The sequence below is a fragment of the Candidatus Hydrogenedentota bacterium genome, assembly GCA_018005585.1.
Taxonomy (GTDB): domain Bacteria; phylum Hydrogenedentota; class Hydrogenedentia; order Hydrogenedentales; family JAGMZX01; genus JAGMZX01.
Genome location: JAGMZX010000120.1, coordinates 1 through 18,824 on the forward strand (window position 1 = coordinate 1; position 18,824 = coordinate 18,824).

Annotated in this window: 7 protein-coding genes; 1 reads left to right on the forward strand and 6 read right to left on the reverse strand. The window is 63.9% G+C overall.

Annotated features, from left to right (window positions below; all coding sequences use genetic code 11):
- Window positions 1–334: 334 nt before the first annotated feature.
- The 6 genes from KA184_17515 to KA184_17540 form a co-directional block, all read right to left on the reverse strand.
- The gene (locus KA184_17515) at window positions 335–2,656 is read right to left on the reverse strand and encodes a hypothetical protein (protein MBP8131381.1); all 2,322 of its coding nucleotides are present in this window, start codon (window positions 2,654–2,656) and stop codon (window positions 335–337) included.
- Window positions 2,657–2,756: 100 nt separating this feature from the next.
- A complete protein-coding gene (locus KA184_17520; GenBank protein MBP8131382.1) occupies window positions 2,757–8,222 on the reverse strand; it encodes a hypothetical protein in 5,466 nt (1,821 codons plus the stop codon).
- A 422-nt stretch (window positions 8,223–8,644) separates the two neighbouring features.
- Entirely contained in the window at window positions 8,645–10,486 is a 1,842-nt protein-coding gene (locus tag KA184_17525) for a DUF4340 domain-containing protein (GenBank protein MBP8131383.1), read from the reverse strand.
- On the reverse strand, window positions 10,483–12,177 hold the full coding sequence (locus tag KA184_17530; GenBank protein ID MBP8131384.1) for a Gldg family protein: 1,695 nt from the start codon (window positions 12,175–12,177) through the stop codon (window positions 10,483–10,485). Before KA184_17530 ends, KA184_17525 begins: the two co-directional genes overlap by 4 nt.
- 3 nt (window positions 12,178–12,180) lie before the next feature.
- Entirely contained in the window at window positions 12,181–13,011 is an 831-nt protein-coding gene (locus KA184_17535; protein MBP8131385.1) for an ABC transporter permease, read from the reverse strand.
- Window positions 13,008–13,718: an ABC transporter ATP-binding protein gene (locus KA184_17540; protein ID MBP8131386.1), complete on the reverse strand. Its 711-nt coding sequence runs from the start codon at window positions 13,716–13,718 to the stop codon at window positions 13,008–13,010. The genes KA184_17535 and KA184_17540 overlap by 4 nt, the downstream gene beginning before the upstream one ends.
- A gap of 552 nt (window positions 13,719–14,270) precedes the next feature.
- On the opposite strand from KA184_17540, the gene KA184_17545 reads away from it, so the two are divergent.
- The gene (locus KA184_17545) at window positions 14,271–18,278 is read left to right on the forward strand and encodes a hypothetical protein (GenBank protein MBP8131387.1); all 4,008 of its coding nucleotides are present in this window, start codon (window positions 14,271–14,273) and stop codon (window positions 18,276–18,278) included.
- Window positions 18,279–18,824 lie beyond the last annotated feature (546 nt).

Below are 18,824 nucleotides of genomic sequence, written 5' to 3' on the forward strand. Positions count from 1 at the left end.
GACGGATTGGGCTTTTTGCGCACGAACATGGGGCCAGCTTACACTCGGGACACCCAAATCAGAAATCGGCCCCTTATAAAATAAGGACTTACGACGAAATTTCAGAGAGGTGTTGAACTCAGGAAACAAGGCAGCAGATACCCGCCATTCCGAACACAGCAACCCCGGTCACGTGTAGTTTAGCTGAATGTTCCGGCGGATAGCAATGAAACGAAGCGCCCTGAAAGAGGGGCGCTATCCCGGCTCACCCATGCCACACCGGAAACGTTCGCGAGAGAGAGAAACGCCCGGACCGGGCCGGGCATAATTGGCAACGGGAAAACCGGAAGCGGCTTCAGGGTTGCGCCGCTTCCGCCGCTTGCTGTCGGACGATACCGCGCAGGTACTCAAGATACGCTTCCAGGCTGATGCACGACGCGGAATACGCCTCTGCACCCTCGCGCTCATTTATGGCCTTGGCGTCTTGCCGCAGATTCGCCTCTTGCAGGCTGGACGCGGCATAGACGGATTTCGCGCCGGTTTTCTCATCCGTGGCAATGGGTACTTTGCCGCGGGAGCCGCCCACCACCACATACCCGAGATTGGGCGTCTCCGCAAGATACAAGAGGACCTCTTCGCCGGCATGGAACCTGGCGAGACCGCTGGCGTACGTCACCACGGCGCCCACTTGCCCACCCGGGACCGTGAACGAGACCGTTGTCCCCTTGTTCAAGTAGCCCTTTGCGGTTTCCGTGACCTCCAGGGCAACATCCGTCACGATGCGTTCACCTTGGCTTGTCTTTATCCAGCGGCACTCCACGCTGCTCACGCGCCCCGCAACAATCGCATCCGAATAGGAAGCCAAGTCTTCCGTGTCGGCCGGCAGGCCGACCGACGCGTAGGCCGTCGCGCTGGCCAGCGCGAGCGCCAGCAACAGAAGGCCCGCCGCTGTTGCCGACCGTGCGCGGCGCAAGCGGCGCGCGCGGCGGAACAGCCAGTAGGCGGGCACCGCCAGCAACACGAGATACAGACGATAATACACGGCCATTTCAGCCAGACTCCACACCCAGAGGGCGAGGCGCAGCCAGCCCTCGTTCTCCGCCAGCACTCCGGCCACGGAGGGCGCCAGCGAATAGTACACGTCAACGCAAAGCGCACCCGCCGCGGACTGCAGCAGCACGTCGTCCCGGAAACGGCGCAGCGCCGCCGTCGTGGTGCCGGTATCGGCGCCGCCGGTAATCACATTGAACGGACACGTCCGATTGGGGTCGCCGAACATCGGTTGGCCGCGGTTCGGCAGGATCTGGCCGAGCGACTGGCCCGTCTCCGCGCTGACGACCGTCTGGCGAACGCTGTCCCACTTGAGCGCCGTGCCCACGTCATGGTTGGTCAGGTCAATCACGTTGCCAAACTCATTGAACGTTTCCGAGACGAACAGGGCCGCCGACGACGACGCGGAACCGCCGATGGACTGGAAATCGCCAGCCAGGTACGGCGCGGGCGCAATGCGCTCGAAGCCGCTTGCGTTAACCGGACTCATCGTAAGCGTGTAGGTGGCGTCCACTTGGCCCGCGGCGCCTTCGACCTCGATACGCTTCCACAACCCGAAAAGGTCGAAATCGCCCGCGCGCAACACCTTGCTGGCGGGTTGGTAAAGCCCCGTCATCGTGGACATGAAGGGCTGGCGCGCCGTGGCCGGGTCCTCATCATGGTCAATCCACGCCGTAATGACGGCGCCGGGCAACGGGAAAGAAGGCAGGTCCGGCCGGTTCTGGCTGCGCGCCCTGTGCTTAATCCGGAAATAGTCGTTCAAGTTGCCCCTGGGATAGAGAAACGAGATGCCGGAAATGTCATCTGGAGCCAACGAAAACGCGCCCGCGACCGGGGCCGACCCGCTTACGCGGTCACGGGTCAGGAAGTAGATGGGAAACATCGTCGGCGTAAGCCCCACAAATACCTCCTGCCCTGCCGCGTCGCGCGTCTTGAAATTCGCGGTTTCCACAAGGTCAAACAGGTCGAAGTCGATGGTCACCGTACTGTTGGGCGTATGGTCCAGACCGAAGAAATGGCCCAATTCGTGCACCAGTACGTCCTTCAGCGAGATGAAGGGCTGACTGCCGGGCGTCAACGGCCGCGTGTCAACGCCGTCGATCACGACGTCCGCATCCAGAATCGTGCCCGCGGTAACCTGCGCGGTAATGCCGTTCACCGTGACGACCGTGTCTTCCGTTACGTAGTTCAACAGCGTCAGGCCGATGATGGCCGGGTCGCTGATAACGCCAACCTGTATTTCCGAGGGGTCCAGCGGCACTTCCATTTGAATCGAGTTGATGTTGTCCGGGACACCGGCCAACAGGGGGTCCTGATACTCGCCTGCCACCTTGATCGCCGCATAGGAGGTGCCCACATCCTCCCAGACCTGGATGGATTCCTCCACCACATCGATCTCATCGGCCGTAAAACCGAGAGGCCCGGCCTCGATCAGCACTTCGACTCCTTCGTCGGGACCCACCTCGCCATCGTTGTTGAGGTCCATCGCCGACAAACGCCACGTGGCGTAACGCAGGACTTCATACGCGTCGAATTGCCCGATGGGGAAGAAGGCCCACGCGCCCGGAGACAGGACGCACAGCGCGACCATCGCGAGAACCACGCTTCTTCGCAGAACAGCGTTCACGAGTCCGATTCTCCTTATGGCATGGGCAGCCTGCCCATGATGCCTCGCGGCGCCGTCTCGCCCCGGGGATACGCCACGGAAGCGAGACCGCGCGCCACGCCTATCGCCGCCGGGCCGCAAGCCGTCGCCGCGACCATCCATGCACACCCCACAACACAGCCGCCGCCGCGAACATCACCAGCGCGTCAGCCGCGTACGGCGCCGGGCCGTCCACAACGGCCGGCCCGCAGAACAGGACCTTGGTCGGCCGCATGGCCGTATTCACATATTCAAAGCCGTCCGCGGCCACATCTTCCTGGCCCGTGGACTTATTACGCACCGAAACGTCGAGCAGGCCCGTCGTGGGCAGGCCGGACACCGGGAAGCCCACCTGGACCCGCGTCGCCGTCAGGGATTGCACCGGCATCAGTGTCCGCCCGAAACGCACCTCGACGCCGCCCTGCGCATCGAAGTTCTGGCCAGAAATCGTCACGGGGAACTGGTCGCGCGTCGCCTTGCCCGGGGACACGTCCGTAATCACCGGCCGCGTCATTGTGCCCGAAACCAGGGTGAACAGGTCGTTTCGGCTCGCCTCCTCGCCGGTCTGCGGATTCCGCACGAGCAACACGATGGGCTCGGTGGGCACACTCTCCGGTTTCACCGTGATGGTGACCGACACCTTCCCGTCCTGCACCGTGCGCACGCTAACGTCGTAACCGCTCAGCAAAACCTGCGGCGCCGTTCCAAAACCCTGGCCGTGAATGGTAAAGCCGACCGTCTGACCCGGCAGAATCTGGCTGGGCAATTCCGTAAAGCCTTCGCCATTCACCGGGGTAGTTGACTCGATGACCAGCGTCTGCGGGCCCACGGGTTGGTCCGCGGCCGAGTAAACGCCGCTGCGCACCTTCTTGGTGCACGTGGACCGCACGAAATTGATTCCGCTGGCATCCACATCGGCGCGCGCCACCGCGCCGTCCATCCGGTACTGAACAAGCGGGTCATTCAGCAGAGTCACGAAGCCCAGGCCGTGTTCAGCCCAGGGAAAGTCCTGGAACTTCACGAACTCATGCCGTTGTTCCGCCGGCAATGGCGGGGCGCCGGCGGGCAGCCATGCCGAAGTCCACGCATCCGGGTCGGGCGCGCTGGGCGTGCTCGGCCCCCACGAGACCAGTCCGATCTGGAACGAGTCGGTTTCGGAAAGGTTGCGCGAGGGGCGCAGCACGAGGAAGAAATCCGGCCCCGTGTCCGGATGATTCGTTGAACCATCGCCGAAGGTGTCTTGGACCCACTGGCGGTGCCGCGGTTGCTGCGCCTTGGCAACTGGGAATTCGTCGGTGCCCGGCGTCGAGAAAATGAACCGCGCCTGCGTCGGTTCGCCCGCCTGGCCGATAAAATCGGGTTCCGCGTCCAGCATCAGCGGAATGTCGATACCGGGATCCCATCGGCCATTGCGGTTGGCCGGGTTCATGTCGTTGTCGCGGTACAACGCTATGCCGCTGATTTCCTGGTCGAGGTCCAGCGGAAGCAAGTCGTCTTCCGCGTTGAAGCCGCTTGTTCCGCCGGTCAACAGATCTATCTCCGGATAGAGCTCGATAAACAACTGTTCCAGGAATGTCGGATTGCGGACGATGCGCCAGCGGCCGTTGCGCGGCTGGCCGCTCAACAAAGTCAGGGTTTGCGCGTTGTTGCCCGTGATTTCATACGCTTCGTAGCCCTCGTCAATGAGACAGAGTCCGGCGAAGGCATTCGGCGTCCAGGCCGCGCCCGCGACGGTAAACGCCCCTTCGGCGCCCGTACCGCCAGCGCCGGTGGCCACGGTATTCGAGGGCTGATTGGTGGCGACATCGATGCCCAGCGCGGCCTTGGCCGGGCCACCGGGAATCAGGGTGTCGAATTGCGTCGCGTACGTCACCACCTTGACCGGCACATTCACCTCGACCGTGTCGTGACCGTAGAAATCCTGAACCGGGTCTTCGTCGGGATTGACCTTCAGGAACGCATCGGGCGTCGTCTTCACTTCCGGGAAGAATTGGATACCGGCGCGTTGCGCCGTGCCCGTGCGGTCGGGCAGCGTCGCCGGAATCACCGCGCGCAGTTTCTGGAAACGCCGCGCCTTGTCCGAGAAACGCACCGAAATGAAGAGATCGTCGCCCGGGTTATCGCCGTCCGGGACGAGCGCCTTCCCGCCGTCTTCCGCGAGCTGGTCGAGACCGGCAAACGCGATTCGCTTCTCCCGCGAAGCGTCCCCAGCGGCCTTCTCCAGGCCCCCCTCGTCCACTTCGATATCCTCGCCGCCCTGATCGGTATAGGGCAATTCCCACAATTGTTGCGGCACCAGTTTGAGCACCCATGCGCGGTCGCGCGTGTCCACCACGCCATCGCCGTTCATGTCGTCCGGCACGTAGTCGCCATCGACATCGACAAGTTCCGGGCTGGAGGGCCAGACCAAGTCGCGCAGCGGCACAGGCGTGTCCAAACCCAGGAAGAAAGTCGGGATAATGTCGCGCATGGGCGCGCCCACGAATACGCCATTCGAGTCGCTGTCCTCCCAAAGCAGCAGACCGGCGTCCAGGTCTGTTCCGTGCGGGTCCAGGGACTCCAGATCGTCCGGTTTGAAGTCCGGCCCCCAGAATGCGACCGTGAGCTGATTCAACTTGATGGAGTCCACGTTGACGCTGGGGTCATCCACGCCGGCCAGATTAATCCCCAACAGGGCCACATGGTCGCTCTGGATATCCGTCCTCTGATAAAGAGAGCGCGTCTGCCGGTCTTCCGGCGCCCAGTCGGTGATCCGGGGGTACTGGCCCGGCGCGGTGACCGCCGACCACGTGTCGTATTCCGGCAGCGTCGGCTGTTCCGGCGGATTGGGGTAGAGGTTCGAGCGCGGCCCGGCAGCCGTCAAATCGGCGTCGGAGAAGAAAGGCGCAATCTCAAACGGGAACATGCCGACCGAAGCGTTGTCGCTCAGCAGGAACGGGAATCCCGCATAACTGACCGAGAGATTCACGTACCAGCGGCTGATATCCACCGAGTACTCGTAATAGAACTTGTCCCGTTCGAGACCGAAGGGGTCAAGCCAGCGGTCAAAACTGGACAGCGCACCCCCGGAAAGCGGGAAGCTATATCCAAACATGCTTGGAATACCCCCGCCAGAATCGAAATACCAACTTCCGTACAAGAAATCCGTCACGTAGCGGTACGTAGAGTGCGATTCATAAAGCAACGCGAGGTCGTGCACTTCCACACTGCTGCGCAGCGGCTTGGCGGTGGTCGCATTCATGGTGCGCTGGTTCCACCACGGCTCGTCCACGTACCAGCGCGGGTCATCCTGCCATGCTGCGGTCAACGACAGCGGACCATCCTTCCAGCCGACACCGGGCACCATACTGTTGACGTAAATACCACCATCCTGAGTGCCGGTGAGCGGATTGTAGCGGCGCGGTTCAATAAAGGCGCGGAAGTCAACGCCCGCGGGCAGCCCCACCCCGTCCCCTACCGTTGTGGACGCATCGCGCCGGCCGCTGTCGGCCCGGATCGTCACGAAATAGTCCGGCGTGAACTGGCTGTATTCCGCGCCGTCGGGCACGGCTTCGACGTAGCCCGCGGTGTTTTCCGCATCGGATATTTCATCGGACGTGCGGCGATGGCCCTCGAGAAAACGCAGTTTGACCTTCCACCAGGGGTCGCCCCCGCCCGGCGGAAACGGAACGTATTCCCAGTCGCCGTTGGGATAGTCGGCGGAGAACTGGCTCATGCCCATCAAGGGGAAATCCCCGTTGAAGGTCAGGCCGCTCTCCTGAGGCGTCGGCGGGTCAAACACGCCGTTGTTGTTGGTGTCATGCCATACCCAAACGCCATTGTACGTGCAGTCGTCGCCTATCCCCGATTCGACATCCAATACATCTACCGCGTCGGTGATCCGGTCGAACCCATCGCGAGGGTCGAGTCCGCCGCTGCCCGCAACCGCCGGGTCCGCGCCCATGTCGGTAACCACGACGTTTACTTCTTCCAGCTGCGCCGCCGCCTTGTCCAGGCCGTCCTCGCGCAGTATGGACGTTGGGCTGGGAAACTGGGAAACGTCATCGTAGAAATCGAAATGCAGCGATTTCGTCGAGTGCAGGTTAATGCCCAGCACGGGCCCCCAGGTCTCAAACGGCGTAAGCTTGCGTATATCCAGGAGCATGGCGCCGACGGTCTCGAAGGTTTGCGCCAAGGTGTTCCACTTGGGCCGCACCCATTCGGCCGTAGGCGTGTACCCGAACCGGGGCCGGTTCCACGCATCGTAGAAAATCGGCCGCCAGGCTCTGCCCGGCGTGCCGGTGACGTCCATAACGGTAAAACTCGAACTATAGCCGCTTTCGGATTCGAGCGGGAAGTCCGGCAGCGAGTCGATGGGCTCGCCCTCGTCGTCCGTGGGCACTTGGCCGGTCACCACGTCCACCACGACGCAATTGGTCACGTCGCAGCTCAGCGTCACGCCGCTCTGCCATACCGCGGACGTACGCACCGCCAAGATATAGGAATACCCCGGTATGCCCGCATCCTCAAGGCTCGGTCCCGCCTCCACCGGGGTATCGGAATTCAGAGGAAGGTTCTGCGCGTCCAGGAAATTGACGGTGTAATACAGCGGAGCGAAAAGGCCGCCGATGGGGACGGGCGTGCCCGTCACTTCGACGTTCACGCGGCCCAGACGGTCGTTGCCCAGCGAATCCCAGGAGATGATCAACCGGTCGTACGATGTATCCAGCACGAGGTTGTCTTCGCTGTCCGAACCCGCGTCATTCTCTTTGAAAAGGCCAAACTCGAGGATGTCTGCGCTCGCGGGCGGCGCAATGTTGCGGTAACCCAGGTCGTCGAGGCCCCGGCTGTCGCCGCGGATCGTGTAGTCCATGGTCTTCATATACCGCAGCGCCGGGCCCTGCTCTTCGTCCAGGTCATAGCCCAGCGTGAACTGCCACAGCGGCACCCAGTCGCACAGCGGCACCAGCGCTTCCTGGTCGCGCGTCAGTTCGCTGAATTCCAGCGTGGCCGTAGGCGGCTGCTCGGCCTCGCCCGGCTCCGTCACCACGACATAACCGGGCTTCAGAAATGGGGGCCGCACGCTGCCATCGTCAAACGTGCGCGGCGGACACCATTGCCCGTTCACCCGGATGCGCATGCCCACATCGTATGTGCCGGGCTCTTCATAGTTGGCTTGAAGGTTCTGGTTCGGAAGCAGAGAAGTGCCCGTGGCCTGTCCTTCCACGTAGGCCGGGAACCATTCCACCACTTCCACCGTTCCCACCTGCGACGGCACGTCGCTGATGTTGCTGAACACGACCGTCAGCGGCGCTTCGCCAATGGCCGGGTCAGGGTCGGACGCGAAATCAAGATAAATGACGTCGCAGACCGACTGACTGATGAGCGCGCTGCGCGCCAGGACGTTCACGAGCGCAACGGAAGAACTGGCCACTTGGAAAGGCTCGGCTTTCGGTGCGGCCCGGTTGGCAAGAAGCGATGCGGCCAGCTCGTGAAGCTGTCCGGCCATGCCGAACTGGAGCACTACCGCAACGCTCAGGCCCAGGATCGCGCAACGTTTCAAGCTCACCGTGTCATACCTCCACTCTCGCGTTCAGGCAATCCCGCGACGCGGCCTATCACCTGCGCACCGGCACACCATCCCGCCGCCGCGACGGCCGTACCTTGTCACAAAACAGTACAACCCCCGCCGGTGAATAACAAGCGACGGGTCTCGACCTTGTCTACACTGCTGCATTGCAGAGGTCTAGAGGCTCTATCTCCCTCGTGGGTCCTGCCACGTCAGGTCCCTCTTTTGTCAATTTGCTTTATATCATAGCGCCCTCAAAGTGTCAATAAAAGAAGTCCACGCAATTCCCCAGAGCGCTTGAAGTTACCGCGCCACCTCCCTTCCAGAACCTGTAGGTATTCGCGTTATTTGTCAATAATTTATTCCGGCTCGACGCCGTCCCGCGGGTCGACTCAAGATATTACCAGACCACGTCGCATTCGTTAACGGTCTGCTTCCCGTACCCCTCGTAACGCCTCGCGCACCCCGTCCAGGAGGGCCTGCTCGACCAGGTAGGTCCCGTCGCGGCCCGCCAGCAGGGCGTAGCGGCGCTGCGGCTGCCCGCCTGCGGGCGCGCCCACGAAGAGCGGGCCCAACACCTGAGTGCGCCCGGGCTCTTCCGGCACAATTACCTCGACGCTCGCGGAGAACGCGGGGCGGTCCAGGCCGTAGACCGCGAGGTCTTCCGGCGCGGGCAGCGCGGCATCCGCTTTCAAAGGCGAGAGGATTTCAAGCAGGCGCCTGGCGTCATCCTGATTCTGCAGGACGCAATTCGGGGGAACGGCCACCTGCCAGACGCCGGCGCGATTCTCGAGCACGACCTGCCGGTCATCCAGCGTAATGGTAATCTTCACGGCGTTGTCCCGGACAAATCGCATCAACTCGAAGGACTGCAAATCGCGGCTCGAACGGCGCACCGCGGCCAGCGCGTTGCCGGGCAGCATGACAACGGCGCCTGTATCCTGTGTGGCGAAGTAGGCATCTTGGCCTTCCGGCCCGGGGCCGAACCGCATCTGCACGGAGCCGGTCTCGCCTTCAAAACCAAGCCAGAGCGTAATTTCCGGGTCGCTGAGGGCGTAATCCTCGGGCGCGCCGGCCGGGAAATCGAGCGCCGTCATGCGCACGAGTTCGCCGATCAGCGTCGAGACAGCCGCCTGGTCCGTCTGCTCGGCCGGCGGCGAGACAAGCCGCCACCCCGCCGCGGGGTCTTTGCGCAGGATGAACTCGTCGTCTCGCGAGACGTACCGCAACGCGTTCAGCCCGCGAACCGGGCGCGTAATCAGCCGCGCATCACGGAAATGGGTCCGGGTCAGCGGCAGGAAATTCGCGAAGTAGGGGTCGAGCCGGCACACAGCCGCCTGGTCCGCCCGTTTCACGAACAGAACGCCGCCGCCCGCAAGGTCCGCCGCGCCGAGCAGGAGCGATTCGGTCACCGCGCCGGTCTCGTCCGCGACCGTCAGGCGCGCCCAGCCCGGTTTCAGACCGTAGTCGCTCAAGTCCTCCGGCTGGTCGACAAAATTCTCGCCCACAAGTTGCGGCAGTTCCTGCAGCAGCGCGCCGACACGCTCCTGGTCGGCGGCCGCGGCAACGGGTTCCACCACTCGCCAGACGCCTTCGGCACTGTCGCGGACAACGACGACCCTGCCCAATTCGGCGCCCACTTCGACCGGCGCGCCGGGCGGCGGCTCGCCGCGACCGTCCCAGATGCGGACGAATTCGATGCGCCGCACGGCCTCCAGCGCGAGAGAGAACATGCGCCGGTCGCGCAATTCCTCGAGCGGCCGGTTCAGCCGAAGAAACGCGCGGTCCGCGACAAGCACCACGGGGCCGTCGTTCACGCGCGTGTACCGGTTCACCTGAATAGGTTCGGTCTTGCCGAAAGCGAGTTGCAGGCGGGCGCCGTCCTTTGCGTCCGCGGTCACGACAAGCGCGGGCGCGTCGAGGCCGAAGCGCGCGAGATCCGCGGGCGCTTCCTCGATTGTGCGCGCATTCATCAGTGTGGCAATCGTCTCCGCGAGGTCGTTCCATCGCCCCGCATGCGCGGGAATGCCGTCCGCGGGCTCGACGATCCGCCACGCACCCGTTTCGTCCCGCTCCGCCGTTACGCTGGCGGCGCCGGCCTGCCGCACCGAGACGCGGCGGACATCCTCGGCGGGAAACGCGGCAAGCCGTTTCTCCTCGATGGTCCGGCGTGCAGTCTCCTGTTCGCGGCGCGTCAGGTACCAGTAGCCCGCGCACAATAGCGCCAGCAGTACGGCGAGCACGAAGGTCGAACGGATTCTCATCGGTTTCTCCTGCGCGCCAAATAGATGAGACCGCCGGGCAGCAGCAGCAGTTGCAGCGTGAGCAACACGGCGACCCAGGTCACCGTACGTTCCTGTATCGGGTCGAGGACCAGCGCAGCATCCGTGCTGCCCGAAGGCCGGATCGCAATCAGGTCCTCGCTCTGGGTCAGCCACGCGACGGCATTCAACAGGAAATTCAGATTGCCGCCCGCGAGGGCGATCTGGCCGTTCGACGCGAACCCTTCGTTCGCGACCACGACCAAACGGGCCTCGCGTGTGCGGCCCGTATCGCCCAGCGGCGTTTCCGTAGCCTTGCTTACCGCGACCGCTACGGGCAATGGTCCCTTCCGCTCGTTGGCGTCGCGCCGCGCTTCGCCCGTCTTCGAGAACCCGGCAATGTCTTCCTCCGCCCAATAGCCGGGCGGCGTGCGCACGATCTCCGTCACGGTCACGCCACGCGGCACGGAGCGGGCCTCGCACACGGTGCCGGCGCCATACAACAGCATGACTTGATCGAAGCTGCGCGTGAGCGGGTGCTGCGCGCTGTAACAGCCGTGGTAAGCGCCCGGCGCCTCATTCTCGAGTTCCGCAAACGGCCCCTGGTCCGCGCTGAACTGCGCGCGCACCTGATTCTGCTGCTCCTGCGTCACCTGACGTTCCTCGGGCACGGCCAGGACCAAGTCCGCGCCGAGGGCAACCCCGTGGCGCTCTTCGAGCCACGCGCGCACGCGCTCCCCGCCCGAGGAAAGCCGAGCGAGCACCCACGGCTCCACCAGCAGCAACAAGCGCCCGCCGCCGCCGATATAGGCGTCAATAGCCTCCAATTCCTCCGCGTACAACTCCGAAGTGAGGCCATTAATGACCAACAGGTCACAGTCTTCCGGCACCTGCGGGTCCGACATCTTGATACCGGCGGCCTCCGGACGATACGACTCGCTCTTCAGAAACTGATACAGCAGGGATGCGCCCTCGGCGGGGTCCTCGTCCGTGATTCCGCGCTCGCCGTGGCCCGTAAGAAAGCATACTTTTGGCTCCGCGTCGCGCAACACATTAATCAAGGCGTTCGTGAAATCCCGTTCCTCGAGGCGCGGGCTGCCGCCCGTGAACCAGATCACTTTTTGACGTACGCCGGACTTCACGACGACCGTGCCCTGCGGCGAGAGGTGCGTGATGCCCATTTCCGCCAGCGACGCCTGGTCGATGTGCGGGTCGATCAAGCGTACCGTGACCAGACCGGTATGCTTCTGACACAGTTCAAGAAACCGCAACGTCTTGTCTTTCGAGACCTGCGCGATCTTGTCGTCCGTCTCGGGGAAAAAACAGAACACCTCCACCTCTCGCGTCATATTCTCGAGCACCTGAACCGTTTGGTCCGCAAGTTGGCGCCGGCCTTCCTGCGTCACATCCCACGCCGCGCCGGGATAGCGCGCAAACAGATACGCCAGCACGCAGACACCGAGAAACAACAGCGACGCGATGACCGCGTTCACGGTGCCGACAGCGCGGCCCTGCAAGGCTGCGCGGCCCCCGAGGTGGAGAAAGGCGGCGACCAGCCATCCGAGCGCCAGCAACAGGGCAAGACCCAGCGACGCGTAAAGCCAGACAAGCGTCCGCTCCCAGATCAGGACGTTTACGGCGAGCAATAGCAGCAGCAGTGTGCCCGCGCCCAATACCGTCTTGGCCAGCCGCATCGCTCAGCCCCTCCAGTTCCGGCTTTCCAGCGCGCGAAACGTGAGAAACAGGAAGAAGGCGCTGAACAGGACGTAATAGGCGATATCCTGGGGCTGCACGACGCCCAGGGTCAGTTCCTCGAGGTGCTTGTCCGCCGCCAATTGCCGCGCGAGCGCGCGCAGCACGGTATAGCTTCCGATAAGCAGCGGCTGCAGCGGCCCAGCCCCCGCCGCGGCGATGTCGCGCGGCTCGGGCAGGTCCTCCGCTATGTTGCCCGCGAAAAACAGCACCATGGTCAGCCCGAAACTGAAAGCCGCGGCGGTGATCTGCGTTTGCGCAAGGCAGGAAATGAAGAAACCGAGGCTGAGAAATGCCGCGCCCATGAGAAACACGCCGGCCAATCCGCAAGCGAGTACGACAGGCTCGATCGCGACATAACGCTCCACGATGACCAGGTGAATGCCCACGACCGTCATCATGACGCCCAGCATGGCCAGCGCCGCGAGGTACTTGCCAAAGACAATCTCGCTATCGCGCAAGGGCAGCGTGAACAGCTGCTCCGCCGTGCCGCGATGCCGTTCCTCCGCCATGAGCCGCATCGTGATCAAGGGTGTCAGAAACACGATCATCATCCCGGCGAACACGAGATACGGATGGAGGAAGAACTCTTCGAAATCCGGCACGCTCGTGAAGCCGTAGTCGGTCGGCGCCTGCGACATCCGGGCATAGTCCAGAAACATGGCGCGAAATCCCAACCCCACGACGACGGCGAAGATACCGGTCACGACATAACCCGCGGGCGTGAGGAAATACGCGGCGAACTCGCGCTTGCAGACGGCCCAGGTGTTTCTCATGCCGCCTGGTCCCCGCCGATGGCCCGAAGGAACAACTCTTCGAGCGAAGGGCCGCCCGCGTCCACGCGGTGCTCCGCGGCAATACGCCCGCAATGCATGATGATGACCCGGTCGCAAGTCATGGCGGCTTCCGGCAGGATATGCGTGCTGAGCAATACGGTGTGCTCAGGCGCCAGCGCCCGGACCAGGTGGCGCACCTCGATGATCTGCCGCGGGTCCAGGCCCACGGTCGGTTCATCCAGAATCAGCACAGGCGGATTACCCACCAGCGCCTGCGCCAGACCCACCCGCTGACGATACCCTTTCGAAAGATTGCGGACCAGCCGTCCCGCCATGTCGTTCACGCCGCAGTGCGCCATTACCCGGTCCACTTCCTCTCGCCGCGCCGCGCGCCGGACCCCCTTCACTTCGGCCACGTAGCGCAGAAACGCCGACACCGTCATCTCTTCGTAGACCGGCACCCGCTCAGGCAGATAGCCGACCCGGCGCTTCACTTCCAGCGGATGCGCGTGCACCTCGTACCCGGCGATGGTCGCGCGGCCCCGCGTTGCGGGCGCGAACCCCGTCAGAATGCGTATCGTCGTCGTCTTGCCAGCCCCATTCGGCCCCAGAAAGCCTACAATCTCGCCTGGCGCAATCTTGAATGAGATATCGTCGATAGCCGCCACGGGGCCGTAGCACTTGGTCAACCCTTCGACTTCAATCACCGATGCATGTCTCCCTTCCCGCATCGTTCGGGAAAACGCCTGCGGCGCGGCTGCCGATGACGGCGCGCCGCCCTAATTGCGTAGTCTATCAGCCGGGAACGGAACCGCGCCAGTTCCGGGAAACGGCGCTGGCAGGGGTTCCGCGAGGGCGGAATAATCCCTTCAGGCTCCGGTGTCTTCACGAAAACGGCAACCGGCAAGAATTGCCGCAAGAATATACATTGACAGAATCAGCATTCCCGGTTACGATTAAGTAAAGGCACGTGAGGACCGCGCAAGAAACCTCTAGATGCCGGTGCAGGGTACTCAGTGGACGCTGACGGCGCAGCATGGTTCCCCGAGCGCCCCTTTTGCCCTACTTAACAGGAAATGCCAGACCACGGGGGAATTGGCTGGTGCGCGAACTGACCGGGACGCGCTTGGGCGTCTCGTGGCAGCAGTAGGGATTTATTCGTACAGAGGCGTCTTAATTCACGGGAGGCAGACCACATGTGCGGGCGCGGCAATATTTCTGGAGCATTCGGGGAGATAGCACGCGGTAATCACAGCCGCGTGTTCGTTTTTTTGGCCATCGCTGTCTTGGCGCTCACCGTCGGGGCGCAGGCCCAGTACTCCTATCTGGACCCGATGCTGACACCGAGCCAAGGCGACCTATACCTGGACGAGCCCGCGCTGGTGACCTTCAACACCGCGTTGCGCGAACTCACCATCGGCCTCACCAAGGTCGCGGACGGCGTTTATCAAGATGGCGTCGTTACCTTCCGCTTTGACAGCGTCTACATCGCGGAAGAAGTTCCAATTGCCGTTACGGGGCCCCACCCGGTCTCCATCTTGTCCCAGAATGACATGCGCATTGACGCCACATTCGACGTTTCCGGCATCGAAGGCAGTTACGGATACGGAGTCGGGCGCGCTGGCGCCGGCGTCGGCGGCGACCCGGGATATGGCGGCGGCGGCGGCGACGGCGGCGACGGCGGCCCCGGCGGCAATGGCGGCGCGGGCGGCGACGGCGGCGACGGCGGGTATGGCGAGGCGGGCCAAAACACGGGGAAACAAGGCTCAGTGGGCGTCGACGGCTCGGGGGGCCAAGTCGGCGCCGATGGCAAGACAGGCCAGCCCGGCAAGAACGGCTTGAACGGCGGCTTCGGCTTCAACAACCTGACCGGCGCGGGCTTCCGCGGCGACGGCGGCGCCGCCGGCTCGGCAGGTCTGGGCGACAAGTCCGCCGGTGCGCTTGGCGCAGGTTCCACCTCCGTCGGAACGGGAGGTGCCGGGACTACGAGCCCGGCCCCTGCGGCCGACGGCGGCGACGGCGGCATCGGTGCGAACGGGGCCAATGCACTGGACGGGGCCGGCCCCGGCCAGGACGCCGGAAACCCAGGCGGCACGGGTGGGTCAGGCGGCACGGGCAACGCCGCGCAGTTCACCGCGCCGGCAGACACGTTGAGCCTGTTCGCGGGACCAGGCGGCGGCGGCGGCGGCGGCGGCGGCGGCGGCGGCGGGGCAGGCGCTGGTGCGGGTGGCGGCGGCGGCGGCGGCGGCGCAGGCGGCGGCGGCGGCGGGGGAGTAAAATATGGCCTTCCACTTAACGCGAAGCTTGCCGGGGCGGGCGGCGGGGCCGGCGGCGCCGGGACGCAGGGAAGCGGCGGTGGCGGCGGCGGCGGTAATAACATCGGGACCCAAGGTTCGCTCGGGTCACAGGGACCCGTTTCGCAGGTTGGCACATCGAATCCTGGGGCGTTTGAAATGCCCATGCCGGGCGGCAACGGCCAGGCGAACGCGGGCACGGGTGGCCAGGGCGGCGCCGGCGGCATCGGCGGCCCCGGCGGCGGCGGCGGTATTGGCGGTGCGGGCGCGCAGGGTGGCGGCGCCATCATTCTCGGTGCGCGCGGTCTGCTGCAGTTCACCGGAATGGTCAATATTTCCGCGGGCGTGCCAGACACCCCCGGACTGGGCGTAGGCGGCAGCGGCGGCGGCGCGGGGACATTGGGGGTCGACGGCGTGTTCGGCGGCCTGGGCGGCACGGGCTACCTCTTGAGCGGCGACGGGGGCGACGGCGGCAAAGGCGGCCGGGGCGGACAGGGAAGCGGCGGCGGTTTGGGCGGTACGGGCGGCGGCGGCGGCAGCGGCGGCAAAGGCACGCCGGGCATGGTCAAGCTGCAGGGCTCGGTTATCCTCGCCAATACCGGCGAAGTCGTGGCCAACAACGTGGCCACAACGCAGCCGCAGCACAATGGCCGGGTCACTATTATCAGCAATCTTCGCAATCCCGCGAGCCAGCATCCCAGCGTGAACAAGGCGGACGATGCGAACGCGACGCCTGTCTTCGGCAACGTGCGCAACGACGTCATCCTGACCAGCACCAACGGCTACGACACGCTGGACACGCATCCTTATATTGGCCAATTAACCACGGGCGCGGCCACGGCAGGCATTCTGAACGCCACGTTCTGGAATCAGGCGCAAGTGAGTCCGCCGGGCCAGTTCCGCATCGAGATGGTGCGTCTGTCCGGCATCATGTCGCCTTTCGCCGGATACGACCAGATTTTCATCAAGAACAACCATACGGAGGCTTTGCCGGAAGTCATTCTCGAAGTCGGTTTGAACGGCCCGCGCGCCGTCAACGCCGGCACGCTCCAGCCGGGTCAGATTTTCACAACCACCGTTGTCTCGACCGGCTCGGACTCCGTCGTGAATATCCACTCGCCCATCACTTACGACCCGGTGCCGGGCATTGCGGCGTACTACGCCCAGACCATCAGTTTTCAGGTGCGTAACGCCGACGGCGCGGGCCCCCTTACGTATCAATGGCAGGTGAACGACGGCAGCGGGTTCGTCAACGTACCCGGCGCGGTCAACGACATGCTGACCTTGCTCGCCGACGATGAAATGGATGGAAACCTCTATCGCTGTCTGATCACCGACAACACGCACACGGTCCCCACTAACGAAGCGGAATTCGACCTCCTGCTGACTGCCTTCGGCCCGGTGCCCCCTGGGCCGATCCGCATGTACGAAGGCGAAGACCTTGCGCTGGAAGTGGCGGCCATCGGCGGCGACGGCGTCTACGTCTATGCCTGGCAGCGAAACGGCGAACCGCTTGAAGATGGCGGCAGCATTTCCGGGGCCCATACGGAAATCCTGACCATCACGGGCGCATACTTGACGGATGCGGGCGATTATTCCTGCATAATCTCCGACGGCGGCGGTCAGTCCGAAACGACCAATACCGTCTCGGTCGCCGTGTTTGAACAGCCTGTTGCCGTGCTCGACCCGGCCATCTACCGGGTCCCGTCCAACGGCAACGTGAGTATCCCCGCCCTCATCTCGGGCGGTATCCCGCCGTCTACCCTTTCCTGGGAGCGCGATACGGGCAGCGGGTTCGTCCCGTTGACCGATGCCGGTAATATATCGGGTTCCGCAACGGACACGTTGACCGTTGACCCGGTCACGGAGGCCGACGACCGCCACGATTTCCGCATTGTCGTGCAAGACAGCGGGTCGGATGTTGGCGGGCCTACCACGGCGACGTCCAACGCGGCGCGGCTCTTTGTCGGCGACCCGCTGGTCATTGAGGAGAGTCCCGCCGGCGCGGACGTGTACGTAGATTCGCCTGCGTTCCTGCTGGTTACGCGCTATTCGGGCGGTTTCACCCCGTTGACCTTCGAATGGGTCCGGCGGCCCGCCGGTTCGATGACTGAGACGGTTCTCGCGTCGTTCACACCGGCCGAGAATATCCAGGAACTGACGGTGGACCCCGCAGCCGTGGGGGTGGGCGACTTCGAGTACTTCAGCCGGGTCACCGACTACTTCGACACGGTGGTCTCCGATATCGCCATGGTGCGGATCGCGGCGCATCTGGCGATTGAAGAGAGTCCGGCGAATTTCGATGGCTACATCGATTCGCCGGAATTCCCGCTGGTCACCCGTTTCTCCGGTGGCCTCAGCCCGATTACCTTCGAGTGGATCCGGCGGCCCGCCGGCTCGATGACCGAGACGATTCTCGCATCGTTCACGACGGAGGAGAACGCGCAGCAACTGACTGTGGACCCGGCGGCCTTGGGCGCCGGCGCCTTCGAGTACTACAGCCGTGTCTCGGACGCGACCAACACGGTAGTCTCGGAAATCGGCGCCGTGCGCATCGGAACGCACATCTCAATTACCATGGACACGGAAGGACTGGAACCCGACGGCATGGGCAACTACACCCTGGTCTGGGTTGCCACCTACGAGCAGCAACTGCTCACCATCGTCGAGGGCGGCCTCGGCGCACTCGACATGCAATGGTATTTCGACGATGACGCGAAGGCGTTTCAACCGCTGGCCGACGACGACAGCCTGAGCGGCACAGGGACGTCCGCGTTGGCGTTCACGCCGCTCGACTACGTACACGAGGGCGTGTATCGGCTTGCCGTCTCCGACGACCTCGAGACCCATTACTCGCCGGAGGTCTACCTGACGGTCGAGTCGCCCATCCCGGCCGCGGGCCTGATTGGCCTGAGCATCCTTGCAGGCGTGGCCGCTGTCTCGGGCGCTTTTGTGCTGCGCAAGAGGCGGTAATCAATACGGCGGAGTACGGGGCCGCAAGCGACAGAAGAAACCGCTTGCGGCCCTTTTTTTGGGCGTGGCCAGATGCAAAATGGGAAGAAATTGCCGACCGCCATTGCGTTCCTGGAGTCCAAGTGCTAGACTACATCCGCTGCAATCTTGTGTGTTCACGCTATATGTTGTAGATTGAACATGTAGTGCGTGTGTTATTGCCAAGATATAGTGTTTCTTATTGAACAGCCCTCGGGGATGACGTGGCCGGAAAAGAAGACAGCGACAGGATTTCCAGCAACGGACAGGCCGGAGAAATGCCGCAGCCGGATTTGCATTCCGAAACGGCCCCCCCGTCTCCCGCAGCGCCTCCCGGCAGTGAGAACTTGCCGCACGAAGCAGAGCACACCGCTGTGCCCGTGACGGAACAAGGAGCCGCGCCTGAACGCACGTCGCCGCTAAGCGCAGATGAATTGCAGGACCTGATAGCCGCACTCAGCGACCCGAAGCCGTCCCCGCTCGAATCCGCACGAACGCCTGCAGCGGAGCCCGTTTCGGGGTCTGCCG

Excerpts from the sequence above, each read along its gene's own strand:
- KA184_17525 (MBP8131383.1), bottom strand. The coding sequence starts at position 10,486 with ATGAGAATCCGTTCGACCTTCGTGCTCGCCGTACTGCTGGCGCTATTG.
- KA184_17530 (MBP8131384.1), bottom strand. The coding sequence starts at position 12,177 with ATGCGGCTGGCCAAGACGGTATTGGGCGCGGGCACACTGCTGCTGCTA.
- KA184_17535 (MBP8131385.1), bottom strand. The coding sequence starts at position 13,011 with ATGAGAAACACCTGGGCCGTCTGCAAGCGCGAGTTCGCCGCGTATTTC.